Origin of the sequence: Martelella lutilitoris (assembly GCF_016598595.1) — a bacterium.
GTDB lineage: Bacteria > Pseudomonadota > Alphaproteobacteria > Rhizobiales > Rhizobiaceae > Martelella > Martelella lutilitoris_A.
In genome coordinates this window covers 23,974-42,419 of record NZ_CP066786.1, presented here as the reverse complement: position 1 = coordinate 42,419, position 18,446 = coordinate 23,974, and the positions used below count along the sequence as shown (strand labels likewise).

18 protein-coding genes are annotated in these 18,446 nt (G+C 62.2%); 8 read left to right on the top strand and 10 right to left on the bottom strand.

Features of this window, described 5'->3' with window-relative positions; genetic code table 11:
* Positions 1-50: 50 nt before the first annotated feature.
* The 8 genes from JET14_RS00200 to ahcY all read left to right on the top strand — a co-directional run bounded on the left by JET14_RS00200 (position 51) and on the right by ahcY (position 10,279).
* A complete protein-coding gene (locus JET14_RS00200) occupies positions 51-1,004 on the top strand; it encodes a sugar-binding transcriptional regulator (protein WP_200336207.1) in 954 nt (317 codons plus the stop codon).
* Between the two features lie 208 nt (positions 1,005-1,212).
* Positions 1,213-2,526, top strand: a complete 1,314-nt coding sequence (locus JET14_RS00195; protein ID WP_200336206.1) for an ABC transporter substrate-binding protein — start codon at positions 1,213-1,215, stop codon at positions 2,524-2,526.
* A gap of 200 nt (positions 2,527-2,726) precedes the next feature.
* A complete protein-coding gene (locus JET14_RS00190; protein WP_200336204.1) occupies positions 2,727-3,599 on the top strand; it encodes a carbohydrate ABC transporter permease in 873 nt (290 codons plus the stop codon).
* A 2-nt stretch (positions 3,600-3,601) separates the two neighbouring features.
* The gene (locus tag JET14_RS00185; protein WP_200336202.1) at positions 3,602-4,432 is read left to right on the top strand and encodes a carbohydrate ABC transporter permease; all 831 of its coding nucleotides are present in this window, start codon (positions 3,602-3,604) and stop codon (positions 4,430-4,432) included.
* An 11-nt stretch (positions 4,433-4,443) separates the two neighbouring features.
* On the top strand, positions 4,444-5,445 hold the full coding sequence (locus JET14_RS00180) for an ABC transporter ATP-binding protein (protein WP_200336200.1): 1,002 nt from the start codon (positions 4,444-4,446) through the stop codon (positions 5,443-5,445).
* Between the two features lie 55 nt (positions 5,446-5,500).
* A complete protein-coding gene (locus JET14_RS00175; protein WP_200336198.1) occupies positions 5,501-6,982 on the top strand; it encodes a mannitol dehydrogenase family protein in 1,482 nt (493 codons plus the stop codon).
* A 164-nt stretch (positions 6,983-7,146) separates the two neighbouring features.
* Positions 7,147-8,721, top strand: a complete 1,575-nt coding sequence (locus JET14_RS00170; protein ID WP_200336196.1) for an FGGY-family carbohydrate kinase — start codon at positions 7,147-7,149, stop codon at positions 8,719-8,721.
* Between the two features lie 157 nt (positions 8,722-8,878).
* On the top strand, positions 8,879-10,279 hold the full coding sequence (gene ahcY, locus JET14_RS00165; protein WP_200336195.1) for an adenosylhomocysteinase: 1,401 nt from the start codon (positions 8,879-8,881) through the stop codon (positions 10,277-10,279).
* A gap of 74 nt (positions 10,280-10,353) precedes the next feature.
* On the opposite strand, the gene JET14_RS00160 is transcribed toward ahcY, so the two are convergent.
* The 10 genes from JET14_RS00160 to nrdD all read right to left on the bottom strand — a co-directional run bounded on the left by JET14_RS00160 (position 10,354) and on the right by nrdD (position 18,439).
* Positions 10,354-11,697 (bottom strand): bifunctional folylpolyglutamate synthase/dihydrofolate synthase, encoded by a 1,344-nt coding sequence (locus tag JET14_RS00160; protein ID WP_200336194.1) that lies wholly within the window; start codon positions 11,695-11,697, stop codon positions 10,354-10,356.
* A 170-nt stretch (positions 11,698-11,867) separates the two neighbouring features.
* Positions 11,868-12,824, bottom strand: a complete 957-nt coding sequence (accD, locus tag JET14_RS00155; protein ID WP_200336193.1) for an acetyl-CoA carboxylase, carboxyltransferase subunit beta — start codon at positions 12,822-12,824, stop codon at positions 11,868-11,870.
* Between the two features lie 42 nt (positions 12,825-12,866).
* Positions 12,867-13,706: a tryptophan synthase subunit alpha gene (gene trpA / locus JET14_RS00150; protein ID WP_200336192.1), complete on the bottom strand. Its 840-nt coding sequence runs from the start codon at positions 13,704-13,706 to the stop codon at positions 12,867-12,869.
* Between the two features lie 44 nt (positions 13,707-13,750).
* Positions 13,751-14,035, bottom strand: a complete 285-nt coding sequence (locus JET14_RS00145) for a hypothetical protein (protein ID WP_200336191.1) — start codon at positions 14,033-14,035, stop codon at positions 13,751-13,753.
* Positions 14,036-14,040: 5 nt separating this feature from the next.
* A complete protein-coding gene (trpB, locus tag JET14_RS00140) occupies positions 14,041-15,261 on the bottom strand; it encodes a tryptophan synthase subunit beta (protein WP_200336189.1) in 1,221 nt (406 codons plus the stop codon).
* An 11-nt stretch (positions 15,262-15,272) separates the two neighbouring features.
* The gene (locus JET14_RS00135) at positions 15,273-15,935 is read right to left on the bottom strand and encodes a phosphoribosylanthranilate isomerase (RefSeq protein ID WP_200336187.1); all 663 of its coding nucleotides are present in this window, start codon (positions 15,933-15,935) and stop codon (positions 15,273-15,275) included.
* Positions 15,936-15,978: 43 nt separating this feature from the next.
* The gene (locus JET14_RS00130) at positions 15,979-16,731 is read right to left on the bottom strand and encodes a M48 family metallopeptidase (RefSeq protein WP_200336185.1); all 753 of its coding nucleotides are present in this window, start codon (positions 16,729-16,731) and stop codon (positions 15,979-15,981) included.
* Between the two features lie 119 nt (positions 16,732-16,850).
* Positions 16,851-17,282 carry a DUF2852 domain-containing protein gene (locus JET14_RS00125; RefSeq protein ID WP_200336184.1) on the bottom strand — a complete coding sequence of 144 codons (432 nt, stop codon included), beginning with the start codon at positions 17,280-17,282 and terminating at the stop codon, positions 16,851-16,853.
* A gap of 169 nt (positions 17,283-17,451) precedes the next feature.
* Entirely contained in the window at positions 17,452-18,027 is a 576-nt protein-coding gene (locus JET14_RS00120) for an anaerobic ribonucleoside-triphosphate reductase activating protein (protein ID WP_246750428.1), read from the bottom strand.
* Between the two features lie 223 nt (positions 18,028-18,250).
* Positions 18,251-18,439 carry an anaerobic ribonucleoside-triphosphate reductase gene (gene nrdD / locus JET14_RS22875; RefSeq protein WP_200336183.1) on the bottom strand — a complete coding sequence of 63 codons (189 nt, stop codon included), beginning with the start codon at positions 18,437-18,439 and terminating at the stop codon, positions 18,251-18,253.
* Positions 18,440-18,446 lie beyond the last annotated feature (7 nt).

Here is an 18,446-nt window from a genome sequence, read left to right as displayed (position 1 = left end):
TCTGGCCCGCGAGATTGACGAGGGGTCAACCAGGCGGGGTGAACGAGACCATGGCGAGAAAATCCGGCAGCACGTCACGGCTTGACGAGGCGGCAAGGGCCGGCTGGCTCTATTATGTCGCCGGCCGCACCCAGGACGAGATCGCCGCCGCCATGGGAATTTCGCGCCAGAGCGCGCAGCGCCTCGTCTCGCTTGCCATGTCCGAGCGGCTGATCAAGGTGCGCCTCGACCACCCCATCGCCGAATGCATGGCGCTCTCGGCGGCGCTTCAGGAGCGTTACGGGCTGAAGCAGGTGCAGGTCGTGCCGAGCGATCCGAACAGTGATACGGCGCCGACCGGCATAGCCGAGGAAGGCGCGGCCGAGATCGAACGCTGGCTGAAGCGGAGCGAGCCGACCGTGCTTGCCATGGGCACGGGCCGCACGCTGCGTTCGGCGGTGGAGCAATTGCCGCCCATGGCCTGTCCGCAACACCGCATCGTCTCGCTCACCGGCAATATCAGCCCCGACGGTTCGGCCGCCTATTACAACGTCATCTTCCTGATGGCCGATGCCATCCAGGCGCGGCACTTTCCCATGCCGCTGCCGGTTCTGGTGTCGACGCCGGAGGAGCGCGCCCTGTTCCACGCCCAGCCGCTGGTGAAACCGACGCTGGAGCTCGGCGGCAAGGCCGACGTCACCTTTGTCGGCATCGGCGAGCTTGGCCAGAGGGGTCCGTTGCTGCTGGACGGTTTTCTCACCGCGGACGAGATGGAAGAGCTTGTGGCGGCCGGTGCGGCCGGCGAAATCTGCGGCTGGCTTTTCAATGATGACGGGAGGCTGCTCGATCACCCGATCAACCAGCGCGTCGCCAGCATCCCCCTGCCCTCGACCGAGGATACGATCATCTTCGGCATGGCCCGCGGCAAGCCCAAGCACCGCGCCATCCGCGGCGCGCTGCGAGGCCGCCTGATCAATGCCCTGATCACCGACGAGGACGCGGCGCGTTTTCTGCTGCAGGACTAATTTTTCCGACATATGTCGTCTCGTGTCGCCATCGCTGCAGCAATTCACTGTTGTGGCGCTGCGATCATGCTGAGAATTTCTTCTTGAAAAACAGATGGATACTTCATCCGCCCAAAGTATGAGCATTCGCCCACTTGACACTTTGCAATGAATGATGGGTAATTGCTCACATCGTAAGCTATTGCTCAATTCTGAGGGAGGAACGAGTATGAGACTGCACACGATACTTCTGGGCGCATGCTCGCTTGCGGCGCTGACCGGCGTTGCCTCGGCCGAAACGCTGACCATCGCCACCGTCAACAACGGTGACATGATCCGCATGCAGAAGCTCACCGACGATTTCACGTCGCAGCACCCCGATATCGATCTTGAGTGGGTCACGCTCGAGGAAAACGTGCTGCGCCAGCGGGTGACCACCGACATCGCCACCAACAGCGGCCAGTACGACGTGCTGACCATCGGCAATTACGAAGTGCCGATCTGGGCCAAACAGGACTGGTTGCTGGCGCTCAACGATCTGCCCGCCGATTACGACGCGGGCGATCTTCTGCCGGCAATCGCCGGCGGTCTTTCCATTGATGACACGCTTTATGCAGCGCCCTTCTATGGCGAAAGCGCCATGGTGATGTACCGCACGGATCTGGCCGAAAAGGCGGGCGTGACCATTCCGGCCGAGCCGAAATGGGACGACATCAAGAAGGCGGCCGCCGCCATGACGGACAAGGATGCCGGCATTTACGGCATCTGCCTGCGCGGCAAGGCCGGCTGGGGCGAGAACATGGCCTTCCTCGGCGCCATGTCCAATTCCTACGGCGCACGCTGGTTCGACATGGAGTGGAAGCCGCAGTTCGACACGCCGGAATGGAAGGCGACGCTGACGGACTATCTGGACCTGATGAACAATTACGGTCCGCCCGGCGCCTCCTCCAACGGCTTCAACGAAAACCTGGCGCTGTTCCAGCAGGGCAAATGCGGCATGTGGATCGACGCCACGGTCGCCGCTTCCTTCGTCACCGATCCGGATGAATCCAAGGTCGCCGATTCGGTCGGCTTCGCGCTTTTCCCGGAAAAGGGCGATCTCGGCAATCGCGGCAACTGGCTGTGGTCGTGGAACCTCGCCATTCCGGCCTCGACGCAGAAGGCGGATGCGGCCAAGGCCTTCGTCGCCTGGGCAACCTCCAAGCACTACACCGATCTTGTTGCCAAGGAAGAAGGCTGGCGCGCTGCCCCGCCCGGCACCCGCACCTCGCTCTACGAGAACCCGGACTACCAGAAGGCAGCCCCCTTTGCCGAGATGACGCTGGAATCGATCAACGCCGTCGATACCAAGAAGCCTTCGGTTCAGGACATTCCCTATACCGGTGCGCAGTTCGTCTCGATCCCGGAATTCCAGGGCATCGGCACGGCGGTTGGTCAGCAGTTCTCGGCAGCTCTTGCCGGCAACACCACGGCCGAGCAGGCGCTTTCGAACGCCCAGCAGCTCACTTCGCGTGAGATGATGAAGGCCGGTTACCCGAAATAAGACTTCCTCCTGAGGGCGGCCGGGACCCGTTGTCCGGCCGCCCGCCTTTTCCTTTCTGCCGAACTGTTCTTGCGAGCCGCCGCGCGTTTTGCCGACGGCGGCTCTTTTGATTTCCGATTCCGGCCAAAAACCGGCGCGGAACCTTGAAGATGTGACGCGGCCGCCAATCCGGCCTGCCTCACCGAGCGGGGAACACCGAAATGGCGACGACCCATACCCGAAACGCGGCGCGGCTGATGATGGCGCCCTCGGTCATTCTGCTTTTGCTGTGGATGATCGTGCCGCTGTCCATGACCGTCTACTTCTCCTTCCTCCGGTACAATCTGCTGATGCCGGGAACGGAGAGTTTTGCCGGCTTCATGAATTACCGCTTCTTCCTGTCCGACCCGGCCTTCTTCCAGGCGATCGGCAATACGCTGATCCTGGTCGGCGGCGTGCTGTTTGCCACCGTTGTCGGCGGCATCGCGCTCGCGCTTTTGCTCGACCAGCCGATCTTCGGCCAGGGCATTGTCCGCATTCTGGTAATCGCGCCCTTCTTCGTCATGCCGACGGTTTCGGCGCTCGTGTGGAAGAACATGCTGATGAACCCGGTCAACGGTCTGTTCGCGTCACTCGCGCGCTTCATCGGCATCCAGCCGATCGACTTCCTGTCCTCGATCCCGCTTACCTCGATCAGCCTGATTGTCGCCTGGCAATGGCTGCCCTTCGCCACGCTCATTCTGCTGACCGCGCTTCAGTCGCTGTCGGAAGAGCAGAAGGAAGCCGCCGAAATGGATGGCGCGAACGCCTGGAACCGGCTCATCTACATCATCCTGCCGCATATGGCCCGCGCCATCACCGTGGTGGTGCTGATCGAGACGATCTTCCTGCTTTCGGTCTTCGCCGAAATCCTGGTGACCACCAATGGCGGACCCGGGACGGAAAGCACCAACCTGACCTATCTCGTCTACATGCAGGCGCTTCTGCAGTTCGACGTGGGCGGCGCTTCGGCCGGCGGCATCATCGCCGTCATTCTCGCCAACATCGTTGCGATCTTCCTGGTGCGGATGATCGGCAAGAACCTGGAGGACTGACAATGGCACGCCAGGTCACGACGCAGAAAAAACTGGCCTTCACGCTTCTCGCATGGGTCGTTGCGCTCCTCATCTTCTTCCCCATCCTTTGGACGGTGCTGACGAGCTTCAAGACGGAAAGCGAGGCCGTTTCCTCGCCGCCCTCCTTCCTGTTCTTCCAGTGGACGCTGGAGAACTATGTGGAGGTTCAGGCGCGCTCCAGCTATTTCCATCATTTCTGGAATTCGGTGGCGATCTCGCTCGGCTCCACGGTGATCGGTCTTCTGATCTCCGTGCCGGCCGCCTGGGCGATGGCGTTCTCGCCCACGCCCCGCACCAAGGACGTGCTGCTCTGGATGCTTTCCACCAAGATGTTGCCGGCCGTTGGCGTGCTGGTGCCGATCTACATCATCTTCCGCGATCTCGGCCTGCTCGACACCCGCATCGGCCTGATCGTGGTGATGATGCTGATCAACCTGCCGATCATGGTGTGGATGCTCTACACCTACTTCAAGGAAATCCCCGGCGAGATCCTCGAGGCCGCGCGCATGGACGGCGCGACGCTCGGCAAGGAGCTGATCTATGTGCTGACGCCGATGGCGGTGCCGGGCATTGCCTCGACCCTTCTTCTGAACATCATCCTTGCCTGGAACGAAGCCTTCTGGACGCTCAATCTGACGGCCTCCAAGGCAGCACCCCTGACAGCCTTCATCGCCTCCTATTCGAGTCCGGAAGGTCTGTTCTACGCAAAGCTTTCCGCCGCCTCGACCATGGCCATCGCGCCGATCGTCATCCTCGGCTGGTTTTCGCAGAAGCAGCTCGTGCGCGGGCTCACCTTCGGCGCGGTTAAATAAGGACAAGACCAATGGGCAGCATCAGACTTGAAAACGTCTCCAAGCGCTTTGGCGAACATGCCGTCATTCCCGGCATCGATCTGGAGATCAATGACGGCGAATTCGTTGTCTTCGTCGGCCCCTCGGGTTGCGGCAAATCCACGCTCCTGCGCCTGATCGCGGGGCTGGAGGATGTCTCCGGCGGCCGCATCCTGATCGACGGCGACGACGCCACCGCCAAGCCGCCGGCAAAGCGGGGACTGGCCATGGTGTTCCAGTCATACGCGCTTTATCCGCATATGAGCGTGCGCTCCAATATCGGCTTCCCGCTGAAGATGGCGAATATCGACAAGGCCGAGATCGACCGCAAGGTCAACGAGGCGGCGAAGATCCTCAACCTCACCGACTATCTGGATCGCAAGCCCCGCGCGCTTTCCGGGGGTCAGCGCCAGCGCGTCGCCATCGGCCGGGCGATCGTCCGCTCGCCGGAATGCTTCCTCTTCGACGAGCCGCTGTCCAACCTCGATGCGGCGCTCCGGGTCAACATGCGCCTGGAGATTTCCGAACTGCACCAGCAGCTTGGCGCAACATCGATCTATGTGACCCACGATCAGGTGGAAGCCATGACCATGGCCGACAAGATCGTGGTCCTGCGCGCCGGCAATATCGAGCAGGTCGGCTCCCCGCTGGAGCTCTACCGCAGCCCCGCCAATCTGTTTGTAGCCGGCTTCATCGGCTCGCCGAAGATGAACTTCATCGACGGCAAGACGGCCGAGGAATTCGGCGCCCACACGATCGGCATCCGCCCGGAACATGTCGCACTTTCCACCGAAAGCGGCAAGTGGAAGGGCAAGGTCGCGGTCTCCGAACATCTGGGCTCCGACACCTTCCTGCATGTGGATGTGCCGGAGCTCGGTCACATCACCACCCGCACCGACGGCGAGTTTCCGGTCCGCCATGGCGACACCGTCTTCATCTCGCCGGATCCGGAGCGGCTCTACCGGTTCGACGCAAACGGCCTGGTGGCCGAGTAGCAGCCGGCCGCGCGTCCCAACCGAATACCGAAATGCCAATAGCGGAAAAGAACCAATGACCAAGCCCCTCAACCTCGCAAGCCTTGATCAGCACGCGGACAAGGCGGCCATTCCGGCCTATGACCGCGGCAACCTTTCCGCCGGCATTTTCCATTTCGGCGTCGGCAATTTTCACCGGGCGCATCAGGCAGTCTATCTGCACCAGTTGTTCAACACCGGCCGTGATCTCGACTGGGCGATCGTCGGCGCCGGCGTCATGCCCTCCGACACGAAAATGCGCGAGGTGCTCGCAGCGCAGGATTGCCTGACGACGGTGGTGGACCAGGAAGCCGATGCCAGCGAAGCGACGATCACCGGGGCAATGATCGACATGATCGCGCCGCCCGACTATGCGGCAATGATCGAGAAGCTCGCCGACCCGGCAATCCGCATCGTTTCGCTGACGGTGACCGAAGGCGGCTATTTCATCGATCCGGCCACCGGGAAATTCGACCCGACGCATCCGGCAATCGTTGCGGACGGCGAAAATCCGGATACGCCGAAGACGGCCTTCGGCCTGATCATCGCCGGTCTCAAGAAGCGCCGCGCGGAAGGCGTACCGCCGTTTACCGTGATGTGCTGCGACAACATTCCCCATAACGGCGCGGTGACGAAAGCCACGGTTTCGGGCCTTGCCGAACGCTCCGATCCCGCTTTCGCCGGCTGGATCCGTGAGAATGTCGCTTTTCCCAATGCCATGGTCGACCGGATCACGCCGGCGACCGGCAAGCGCGAGCGTGACATCACGCGCGAGGACTACGGCATAGAGGACAACTGGCCGGTTTTCTGCGAGGGCTTCAAGCAATGGGTGCTGGAGGATGATTTTCCGCTCGGCCGCCCGGCGCTGGAAGAGGTCGGCGTCACCTTTGTTGACGACGTCAGCCCTTACGAACTGATGAAGCTCAGGATCCTCAACGGCGGCCATGCGGCAATCGCCTATCCGGGCGAGCTTCTCGACATTCACTTTGTCCACGAGGCGATGGAAAACGAACTGATCGCCGCCTTTCTCGAAAAGCTCGAAAAGGACGAGATCATTCCGATCGTGCCGCCGGTGCCCGATACCGATCTCACCGGCTATTACGAGCTGATCGCGCGCCGCTTCGCCAATCCGAAGATCGGCGACACGATCGAGCGTCTGGCGCTGGATGGCTCCAACCGTCAGCCGAAATTCATCCTGCCCTCCACCGCCGCCCGCCTCGAGAAGGGTCTAGACGTGGTCGGCCTTGCACTGGTCTCCGCGCTCTGGTGCCGTTACTTCGAGGGCACGTCCGACAGCGGCCGCGAAATCCGCTTCAACGACGAAAGCGCGGACCGCCTGCACAAGGCGGCGGTTGCAAGCAGGCAGGATCCGATGATCTTCCTTCAGGAACGCGCCATCTTTGGTTCGATCGCCGACAATGACACCTTCCGCAGGCGCTTTTCGGCGGCGCTTGAAAGCCTGAGGGCCGTCGGAACCGCTGAAACGCTGAAACGCTATATCGCCGGCGACCTGGCATAGGCCATCCGGCTGAAACCGATACGGGCCCGAAGCGCCCGGCACCTCTCCTTCTCGTCACGCGCGCGGCTTCGCGGGGCGCGGCCCCGCGCTGCCGGAAGGTTTGACGAAACGAATAATCTCGTCCACTTTGTGCGAAAATACTGACAGGTGGGGGAGCGTGCAGGATGCGCGATCATGTGATTGCGGTCGATGTCGGCACGGCAAGCGTCAGGGCAGGCGTTTTCGATAAAACCGGCATCATGCTCGCCCGCAAGGTGGAGCCGCTCAGGCTGCGCCGTCCGGGCGCCCGGCGCGGAGAGTATATTTCCGAAGACATCTGGCAGACGACAGCAACAGCCGTGCGGGCCGCGCGGCTTGCGGCCGGTCTCGGGCCCGAGCAGGTCGCGGGGCTTGCCTTCGGCGCGACCTGCTCGCTGGTGTTGCTCGACGGATCCGGTCGGCCACTGCCGCTCTTTGAGGACGAGGCCGGGACCTACGACACGCTCGCCTGGTTCGATCACCGCGCCGAGGCCGAAGCGGAAGAGCTGAGCGCCACCGATGATCCGGCGGTGCGGCATTCGGGCGGATCGATCTCGCCTGAAATGCAGGTGCCGAAGCTGTTGTGGCTGAAACGCAATCGCCCCGATCTCTGGCAAAGGGCGGGCGGCTTCTTCGACCTCGCCGACTATCTGAGCTATCGCGCCACCGGCAATCCGGCGCGCTCGGTCTCCACGCTTGTGACAAAATGGTTCTACAGGGCCGACAGTGACGCACCCTGGCCGCGCACGCTTCTCGGAACATTCGGCCTTGATGACCTTCCCGAAAAGGCCGGCGCCGCGCATGCGCCCTGCCCGCCCGGCGCCTCCGTTGGCAGACTGTCGACCCAGGCTGCCGAGGCGCTGGGGCTTGATCGCGATGTCGCGGTCGCGGCCGGCATGGTCGATGCCTATGCCGGCGCCCTTGGCGCGCTTCCGGCGGACAAGGCTGCGGCCTCGGGCGAATTCGCGCTGATTGGCGGGACCTCGAGTTGCCTTATCGGCCAGGGCGGCGAACCGGTCTTCGCGAAAAGCCTCTGGGGGCCATATTTTTCGGCAATTCATAAGAACCAATGGGCGTTCGAAGCCGGACAGTCTGCAACCGGCGGTTTACTCAACCATCTGCTTGAAATCCACGCGGAGGGCGGACCGGCGACGGAAGACCGCCACCAGCAGGTGATCGCCCGGATCACGGAAATGCTTGCCGAGAACGGCCCCGGCTTTGCCGACGGGCTGGACATCCTGCCGGATTTTCACGGCAGCCGCTCGCCCTTTGCCGATCCGACAATGACCGGGATGATCGCCGGCCTCACGCTCGACAAATCCTTCGATGGGCTTTGCCGTCTCTACTGGCGTGCCTCGATCGCCATTGCCCTGTCGCTCAGGCAGATCCTCGAACATCTCGGCGAAAGCCGCATTCCCGCCACCGGCCTTCACCTTGCCGGAGGCCACCGGAGAAACCCTCTCCTTTCAAGACTTTTCGCCGACGTGACCGGTCTTCCCGTGCATATCTCGCCGACGGAAGATGTGGTGCTGCTGGGCTCCGCCATCAACGCCGGCGCAGCATCGGGACTATACCCGGACCTTGGCAGCACAGCCGCCGCGATGCAGGCGGCAGCGGAATTGACCGATCCCGATCCGTCGTTTGCCGACTACTATGATCGCCAATATGCCCGGCTCAAAATTCTGCAGGCTTGCCGGGACACGCTTGCCACCGCAGGTTAGATTGTCCATACAACTGACAAGAAAGACATAAAGAAATCTTTATGTCTTTCTTGTCAGTTTCCTCCGGGGCTGTTACTAACGATGCAAACTGAAGAATGCGCGTTGCCTGCGTGATCGGGCCGGACGCTGCACCATCCTTTTGCCTCGGGAGTTATCAATGAGCGCCACAGAAGATTTCATCGTTGCCGATATCGCGCTGGCCGATTATGGCCGCAAGGAACTGGAGATTGCCGAAACCGAAATGCCGGGCCTGATGGCCGCGCGCGAGGAGTTCGGCGAAAGCCAGCCGCTGAAGGGCGCGCGGATTTCCGGCTCGCTGCACATGACGATCCAGACCGGCGTGCTGATCGAAACGCTGAAGGCGCTCGGCGCCGATGTCCGCTGGGCATCGTGCAACATCTTCTCCACCCAGGACCATGCCGCCGCCGCGATCGCCGCCACCGGCACGCCGGTCTTTGCCGTCAAGGGCGAGAGCCTTGAGGAATACTGGTCCTATACCGACCGGATCTTCCAGTGGACAGACGGCGGCCAGTCGAACCTGATCCTCGATGATGGCGGCGACGCCACCATGTATATCCTGATCGGCGCGCGCGCCGAAGCCGGCGAGGACGTGCTCTCCAGGCCCGGCTCGGAGGAAGAGGAAGTGCTGATCGCCCAGATCAAGAAGCGCATGGCCGAAACGCCCGGCTTCTTCACCAAACAGCGTGATGCGCTTCTGGGCGTGACCGAGGAAACCACGACGGGCGTCAACCGGCTTTACCAGCTTGCCCGCGCTGGCCAGCTCCCCTTCCCGGCGATCAACGTCAATGACTCGGTCACCAAATCGAAATTCGACAACAAATATGGCTGCAAGGAATCGCTGGTTGACGGCATCCGCCGCGCCACCGACGTGATGATGGCCGGCAAGGTCGCCGTCGTCTGTGGTTACGGCGATGTCGGCAAGGGTTCTGCCGCCTCGCTTTCCGGCGCCGGCGCCCGCGTCAAGGTGACGGAAGCCGATCCGATCTGCGCGCTTCAGGCCGCCATGGACGGATTCGAGGTCGTGCTGCTGGAAGACGTCGTTGCGACCGCCGATATCTTCGTCACCACAACCGGCAACAAGGACATCATCCGCCTGGAACATATGCGCGAGATGAAGGACATGGCGATTGTCGGCAATATCGGCCATTTCGACAATGAAATTCAGGTCAACGCGCTGCGCAATTACAAGTGGACCAACATCAAGCCGCAAGTGGACATGATCGCCTTTCCCGACGGCAAGCGGCTGATCCTGCTCTCCGAGGGCCGTCTGCTGAACCTCGGCAACGCCACCGGCCACCCCTCCTTCGTCATGTCGGCATCGTTTACCAACCAGGTGCTGGCGCAGATGGAAATCTTCCAGCACCGCGACAAATACGAGAACACCGTCCACGTCCTGCCGAAGCATCTGGATGAGAAGGTCGCACGCCTTCATCTCGACAAGCTCGGCGCCAAGCTGACCGTGCTCTCCGAGGAACAGGCCGCCTATATCGGCGTGACGCCGGAAGGCCCGTTCAAGCCGGAACATTACCGCTACTGATCAATGATACGGTGAAAAAGGCCGCAGCGAACAGAAACGTCGCTGCGGCCTTTTTGCGTCCGAAATCGGGAATGTCAGAGCGGCGGCGTGCCGTTTTCGAACAGCGCGTTGCCGGCGAAATAGAGCGAGCCGCCGATCAGGATCCTGGGTGGCGGCTGGTCGGCGCGCGTGCGCAGGCAGATGGCCGCCAGCGCCTCCCCGATCGAGGAAACCGGTTCGGCCGACAATCCGGCATCGGCGGCCGAGGAGGCCAGCGCCACGGGATCGATGAAGGCTTCCGTACCTTTGATCGGGGCGCAGTAGACATAATTCGCAAGCCCCGCGAAATGCTCGAAGAAGCCGAACGGGTCCTTGGTGTTGATCATGCCGATGATCAGAAACAGCGGACGCGGGTCACGCTCCTCGAAACCGGCAAGCGCCTCGGCGATCACCTCGCCGGCGCCGGGATTGTGCCCGCCGTCCAGCCAGATCTCGCTGCCGTCGGGCGCTCCCGTCACCAGGTCGCCTTCGTGGAGGCGTTGCAGGCGCGCAGGCCAGAAAACGTTGCGCATCGCTCTTTCCGCCGCCTGCTCGTCAATGGAAAAGCCGGCGGCCTTGACCGCGGAGATCGCGGCGGCCGCGTTGGCATACTGGTGCCGGCCGGGAAGCGCGGGCAGCGGCAGGTCCATCAACCCGTCGCCGTCCTGGTAGACGAGACGTCCGTGTTCCTCATGGGCGCTGTAGTCCTGGCCGTAGAGATGCAGCGGACAGCCGAGCCGGTCGGCGGTGGCGATCAGCACTTCCTCGGCGGCCTCATATTCCTGCTGGCCGATGACGACGGGCACGCCCGGCTTCATGATTCCGGCCTTCTCGGCGGCAATCAGTTCAACCCGGTCGCCGAGATAGGCCTGGTGGTCAAGCGAGATCGGCATGATGACGCTGACGGCCGGCTTGTCGATGATATTGGTGGCATCAAAGCGGCCGCCGAGACCGACTTCCAGAATAACCGCGTCGGCGGGGATCTCCGCAAACAGCACGAAGGTCGCCGCGGTCAGCAGTTCGAAAACGGTGGCCGTGGCGCCGGCATTGGCCGTCTCCACGCGCTTCAGCGTTTCGGCCAGCAACTGGTCATCGACATAGCCGCTTGCGCCCCCGGGTCCGCCGATGCGGAAGCGCTCGTGCCAGCGCACGAGATGCGGCGAGGAATGGACATGGACGGAAAGACCCGCCGCCTCCAGAAGTGCGCGTGAAAAGGCGCTTGCCGAGCCCTTGCCGTTGGTGCCGGCGATATGGATGACCGGCGGCAGGGCCAGATGCGGATTGCCGAGCTTTTCAAGAAGAACCCTGATCCGCTCTAGCGACAGATCGAAGCCCTTGGGATGCAGCTGCATCAGGTGATCGATCACACGCTCGGCAGCGCCGAAGGAATGGTTGTCCATGATTGGTCCGATTTCCGGTGCGCCAGGCTTTCATCAGTTGCGCACTGCTTCATCTGTCGTTTCGCGCAGACCGACCGGCCCCCGCATTTCAAGCCCGGGGCCGTTTCTCCTGCTGCGCGGGCCATGCCGGAAAGGAACAGGTGCGGCCGCCTCCTCCATGGGCCTTCGCTTCAGCTCTGCGGCGTCGGCGCCTCTCCGCTGTCAAGGGGCTCGTGCGGCGTCTCGTTGGCAATGGCCTCGTTCTGTTTCGGCGCTTCCAGCATTGCCGTCGCCGTCGGCGGCGCGCCGGTCATGATCTTCAGCACGCGCGCCAGCGTCTCGGGAATGTCGTGGCGCTTGACCACCATGTCGACCATGCCATGGTCCAGCAGATATTCCGCCGTCTGGAACCCGTCGGGCAGCTGTTCGCGAATGGTCTGCTCGATCACGCGACGGCCGGCAAAGCCGATTTCGGCACCCGGCTCCGCGATATGCAGGTCGCCCAGCATGGCATAAGAGGCCGAAACGCCGCCGGTGGTTGGGTTGGTGAGCACGACGATATAGGGCAGCCCGGCCTCGCGCATCAGTTCCACCATCACGGTGACGCGCGGCATCTGCATCAGCGACAATACGCCTTCCTGCATGCGCGCGCCGCCGGAGGCGGGGAAGATCACCAGCGGGCAATGGTCCTTCAGCGCCCGGTCGAAGGCCTGGATGATCGCCTCGCCGGCAGCCATGCCGAGCGAACCGCCAAGGAACTTGAACTCATGGACAACGGCAACGAGCTTCAGGCCTTCAAGCGTTCCGGCGCCGGCGATGATCGTGTCTTCCTGACCGGTCTTCGCGCGATTTTCCTTGAGCCGGTCGGCATATTTCTTGGAATCGCGGAATTTCAGCGGGTCCTGCGCCACCTTCGGCTGCGGCAGTTCCTCGAACGCGCCATTGTCGAAAAGGTCGGCCAGACGCGCCCGTGCCGGCATCTTCATGTGGTAGCCGGAGGAGGGAATGACCCACTTGTTTTCTTCCAGATCGGTGTGAAACACCATGGCCCCGGTTTCGGGGCACTTGATCCACAAATTCTCGGGAACTTCGCGGCGGCCGAACATGGAGTTGATCCGCGGCCGCACATAATTGGTTATCCAGTTCACCAAATGAACCTCCTGAATAGCATTGCCTGCGGTTTGCCAGATTTACTCCGCCGCTGCAAGGCGGGCGTCGCGCACGCCGCTCGAAAGCCCGCGCACGAAGGTGGCAACGGCATCCACCGTGTCCTTGCCGCCCTTGCCATTGGCATCCAACGTACCGGCAATCTGGTTGACGACCGCCGTACCGACCACCACGCCGTCGGCGGCAGCGCCGATGAGGCGGGCATGTTCTGCCGTCTTCACGCCGAAGCCGACGCAGACGGGAAGATCGGTATGCGCCTTGATGCGCGAAACCGCAGCGCCAACCTTTGACGGGTCCGGCAGCGCCGAACCGGTAATGCCGTTCATCGAGACGTAATAGACGAAGCCGGAGGTGTTGTTCAAAACCGTCGGCAGGCGCTTCTCGTCGGTCGTCGGCGTGGCGAGGCGGATGAAGTTGAGACCTTTTTCCAGCGCGGGAATGCACAGCTCATTGTCCATTTCCGGCGGCAGGTCGACGATGATGAGGCCGTCGATCCCGGCTTCGAGCGCGGTTTCAACGAAGCGCTCGACGCCGTAGATGTAAATCGGATTGTAGTATCCCATCATCACGATCGGCGTTTCGGCATCCTGCTTGCGGAACTGTCGCGCCAGTTCCAGCGTTTTTTCCAGCGTCTGCCCGCCCCTCAGCGCCCTGAGACCCGCCATCTGGATCGCCGGGCCATCGGCCATCGGATCGGAAAAGGGCATGCCGAGCTCGATCACATCGGCGCCCGCCTTCGGCAAAGCCTTCATGATCTCAAGCGAGGTATCGAAATCGGGATCGCCACCCATGAAATAGGTGATCAGCGCCGGCCGGCCCTCGGCCTTCAGGGCTGCAAAGCGTTTTTCCATGCGTTCGGTCATAGTCTAGCTCCGTGGCATCCTCGATGCGATAGTGTCGGCAGGTGTCAGTCGGCTTCATTCCAGGCCGAGATCGCCTTGACCAGCGATTTGTGCACCGCCTTCATGTTCAAGACGAGACTGTCCAGTTCGGCTTCGGGCCTGCGGCCTTCAGAAAGCGCCGAAAGCGCCGCCGCCATCTCGATATTGTAGAGGTTCTGGTGCGCCAGTGCTTCCACCACGGCGTGGCGGATATCCGGCACGTTCGCATTCTCCTCCTCGATAATGTCGAAAAGGGCCTCCGCCAGTTCCGACATCTCCTCAATGGTTTCCGCGCGCGAACCCGTCGTCATGGACCTCACATCTCCATGCCGAGAATCTTGCCGACCGTGTGGACGTCCTTGTCGCCGCGTCCGGAAAGATTGGCGAGGATGATCTCGTCCTTGCCCATCTTCGGCGCGCGCTTGACGATTTCGGCAATCGCATGGCTGGCCTCGAGTGCGGGAATGATGCCCTCGAGCCGGGTCATCAGCTGGAAGGCTTCCAGAGCCTCGTTATCGAGGATCGGAACATAATCAACGCGGCCGATATCGTTGAGCCAGGAATGCTCCGGTCCGATGCCCGGATAGTCGAGCCCGGCGGAGACCGAATGGCCTTCCTTGATCTGCCCGTCCGCATCCTGCAGCAGATAGGTGCGGTTGCCGTGGAGCACGCCCGGCGCGCCGGCCGTCAGCGAGGCGCAGTGTTCCTCGCCGTCAAGCCCGCGACCGCCGGCTTCCACACCGACAATCTTCACGTCCGGATCATCGAGGAAGGGATGGAAGATGCCGATCGCGTTCGAACCGCCGCCGACGGCGGCGATCACCAGATCGGGCAACCGCCCTTCGGCTTCCATGATCTGCTCGCGCGCTTCCTGGCCGATCACCGCCTGGAAATCGCGCACCATTTCCGGATAGGGATGGGGACCGGCGGCCGTGCCGATCAGGTAATAGGTGTCGTCGACATTGGTGACCCAGTCGCGCAATGCCTCGTTCATCGCATCCTTCAGCGTGCCGTGACCGGCAGTCACCGGCTTCACCTCGGCGCCGAGAAGCTTCATGCGGAAGACGTTGGGCGCCTGACGCTCGACATCGGTCGCGCCCATATAGACGACGCAGGGCAGGCCGAAGCGGGCGGCAACGGTGGCCGATGCCACGCCGTGCTGGCCGGCACCGGTCTCGGCGATGATCCGGGTCTTGCCCATGCGCTTTGCCAGCAGGATCTGGCCGAGGCAGTTGTTGATCTTGTGCGAGCCGGTGTGGTTCAGCTCCTCGCGCTTGAAATAGATCTTCGCGCCGCCGAGATGTTCGCTCAGGCGTTCGGCGTGATAGAGCGGGCTCGGACGGCCGGTATAATGCTTGCCGAGCGATGTCAGCTCCGCCTTGAACTCGGGATCGGTCTTGGCCTTTTCCCATTCCGCCTGCAGGTCGAGGATCAGCGGCATCAGCGTTTCGGCGACGAAACGCCCGCCGAAAATGCCGAACAGGCCGCTCTCGTCAGGGCCGGATTTGAAGGAGTTTGGTTTTGGCGTCTCGTTCACGTCAGTCTCCATCAGGCCGTCCGGCGCAAAAGCGCCGTGTCGACGGCATCAAAAAAGGCATCGATCCGGGCCGGATCCTTTAAGCCCGGCGCACTTTCCACACCGGATGATACGTCAAGTCCCGGCGCGTGGATGTCGGTGAGCGCCGTGCCCACATTCTCCGCGTTCAGGCCTCCGGACAGAAACCAAGGGATAGTCGTCTGATAGCCGGCAAGCAAGCGCCAATCAAAGGCAATGCCGTTGCCGCCGGGAAGGACGGCATTTTCCGGCGGCTTGGCGTCGAAGAGAATGCGGTCGGCGACATCCTCGTAGTCGCGCGCAAAGGCAAGGTCTTCCGGCGCACGGATTGAAAACGCCTTGATCACCGGCAGCCCGTAAAGCGCCTTGACGGTCACCACGCGATCGGGGCTTTCCTTGCCATGCAGCTGCAGCATGTCGGGCCGCGCGCCGAAGACGATCTCCTCAAGCAACTCGTTGTCGGCATTCACACTCACGGCAACCGTCTTCGCCCGGCCGCGCACATGCTCGATCAGGCCGGCAGCAACATCGACTTCCACATGGCGCGGGCTCTTCTCGAAGAAGATGAAACCAACATGGCTGGCACCGCGTGCAATCACATGGTCAAGCGTTTCCTTCGTGCGGATACCGCAGATCTTGATGTCCGGTCTTTTCATGACGCTTTTCTATCACAAACAGGGGTGAGCTGCGAAGGCTTGATCAGGCAAAGGGCGCATCGAAACGCACGGCGTGCAGGAAGGAGCCTTCGTTCTTCAGCCATTGTCGGGCTTCCGGCGTTCGCGGGCAAAGCCTTTCGCACAGCGCCCAGAAGCGCGGCCCGTGGTTCATTTCCGACAGGTGCGCCACTTCATGGGCGGCGAGATAATCGACGACGAAGAGGGGCGCCATGGCGATGCGCCAGGAGAAATTGAGATTGCCGACAGACGAGCAGGAGCCCCAGCGCGAGCGGGTGTCCTTGAAGGAGATCGAGACATAGGATTTGCCGCTGGCCGCCGCATGCGCCTTCACCCGATCGGTGATTTCGCGCCGGGCTTCCTTCTTCAGATAGTCGGCGACGCGTCGTCCGATGCTCTCGGCCGGGCCGGAGACACGCAGAACCATGCCGTGGGGCTCATTTCGGGCTTCGGTGATGCCGCGCAGATTGCCGCTGTGGCGGATCGTGTGGGGAACGCCGAAGATTTTCACCTTTCCGCCATCGGCAATATGGCTCTCATGGCCTTCAAACCGCGCCATCCGTTCGAGCAGCCAGTCATGGTGGCGGCGCAGGAAACCGTCCACCTCATGGCGGGCAAGACCGGGCGGAACCGTGAGGCTGACGGCATGGCCGCCGGGCTCGATCTTCAGCGTCATCCGCCGGGCGCGCGCATTGGTCTTCAGGTTGAGCGGCAGCGTCCTGCCGCCGAGATCGATCGTCGTGGGTTTGGCGCGTTTATCCACGTCAGGGCTCGTCATTGAGGATCATCGGCTGAGGCGTAGCGGTTTTCCCGCCGGCGCGCCAGAAGCAGGCACAAAAAAACGGCACCACCCCGGGGGAAAGGGCGATGCCGGAAGATATCGGAGGTCATTCTCTCTTATGCTTCGGGCGCAGGGTTCGACCCGGAAGCATTGAAGTTTCCACCGCGCTCGCGCATGAACCGGTCGAATTCCTCCCGGTCGCGCGCCCTGCGCAGTTCATCGGTATAGCGGTCGAATTCGGCGCGCATCTCATCGAGCTTGCGGCGCTCGGCCTCGATCCGCTCCATCTCGCTGCGGCGCCATTCATCGAAGGCAGCGTTGCCGGTCGAATTCATGGTGTAGTCCGCATTGCGCATATTGCGCTTGCAGGAACCGAAAGCCCGCTCGGCAGAGCGTTTCCAGTCGCCCTTGCGCATGTTCAGCCGGTCGCCCCAGATGATGTAGGCAAGCATGACCAGGCCCAGCGGCCAGAAGACGACAAAGCCGATTACCATCAGGGCAATCGTAAGTGGCGTCCACGCCGGACGCAGCAATGCGGTCTCGTTCATCTCAAGTTTTCCTCGCTTTGTTACGGCATAAAATCTGCCGACAGAAGCTATATGGAAATGCTCTTTATAGCGTTCAAGACTTGTTCTTCCGATTCTCAGTATTGTTGGCAATCAAGGCCAAAATGAGCCGATGACGGATTTCGCGCCAGAGAAGGAGTTTCCGGTCCGCTCAGGCGCGACGCTTTTCAAGCGCGCCGGCGAGCCGATCCCGGTCGACTCCCTCCATGCGGAAGGTCTGGATCTTGTGTTCGTCAATGCCATAATGAGAGAGATCGGCCTCAAGCTCCGCAATCTCGGCCGCGTTCAGAAGTTCAGGATGCACGGTGGTGCGAACCTCGTAATCGATGCCGCTCGCCCTCACATGCTTGAGGCTTGCGAATGCGCGCTCGCCGCTTTTCGGCGTATCGGTCATGCGGTCGTAGTCGCGGCGCGAAGCCTTGATATCAAAGCCGATCCAATCGGCGTGGCGAAGCGCGTCCTTCAGTCTTTCAGGGTATGCGCCGCCGGAGTGGAGGCCGATTGAAAAGCCCATCGCGCGCACGGTCTTCATCGCCGGCACGAGCGCCTTTTGCAGCGTCGGCTCGCCGCCGGAAAAGACGACGCCATCCAGTAGTCCGCGCCGGCTTTCGAGAAAATCGAGAATGCCGGCAAATGTGTAGCCGGTTTCTGCCGAAGCATCGATCAGCCCGGGATTGTGGCAATAGGGGCAGCGCCACGGGCAACCCTGCAGAAACAGCGTGGCCACGATCTTGCCCGGCCAGTCGCACAGGGAAAACGGCTCGAAACCGCCGATGCGCAGGTCATGTTGAGACGGAGCGTCCGGTGCACATGGCCTCTGTTGTGCGTCATCCTCGGGCTTGCCCCGAGGATCCAGGCCACCCGGAGCAAGCATCATGGACCCTCGGGTCAAGCCCGAGGGTGACGCGGGGAGGGCGGAGATTGGAGGGCGCCCGCCTGCTTGCGTCCCGTTACGCCCGCTCACCGCGCTGTTCCTTGAAATAGCGGCGCTCGGCGAATTCGCCTTTCTTGCCGCGGTTGAAGGAGGAAACCGGGCGGTGATAGCCCATCACCCGCGTCCAGATTTCGCAGGGCTGGCGCTCGTCGTCGCAAAGCGTGATCTCGGTTTCGGCGACAATGTCTTTTTCAATCACAGACATGATTTTT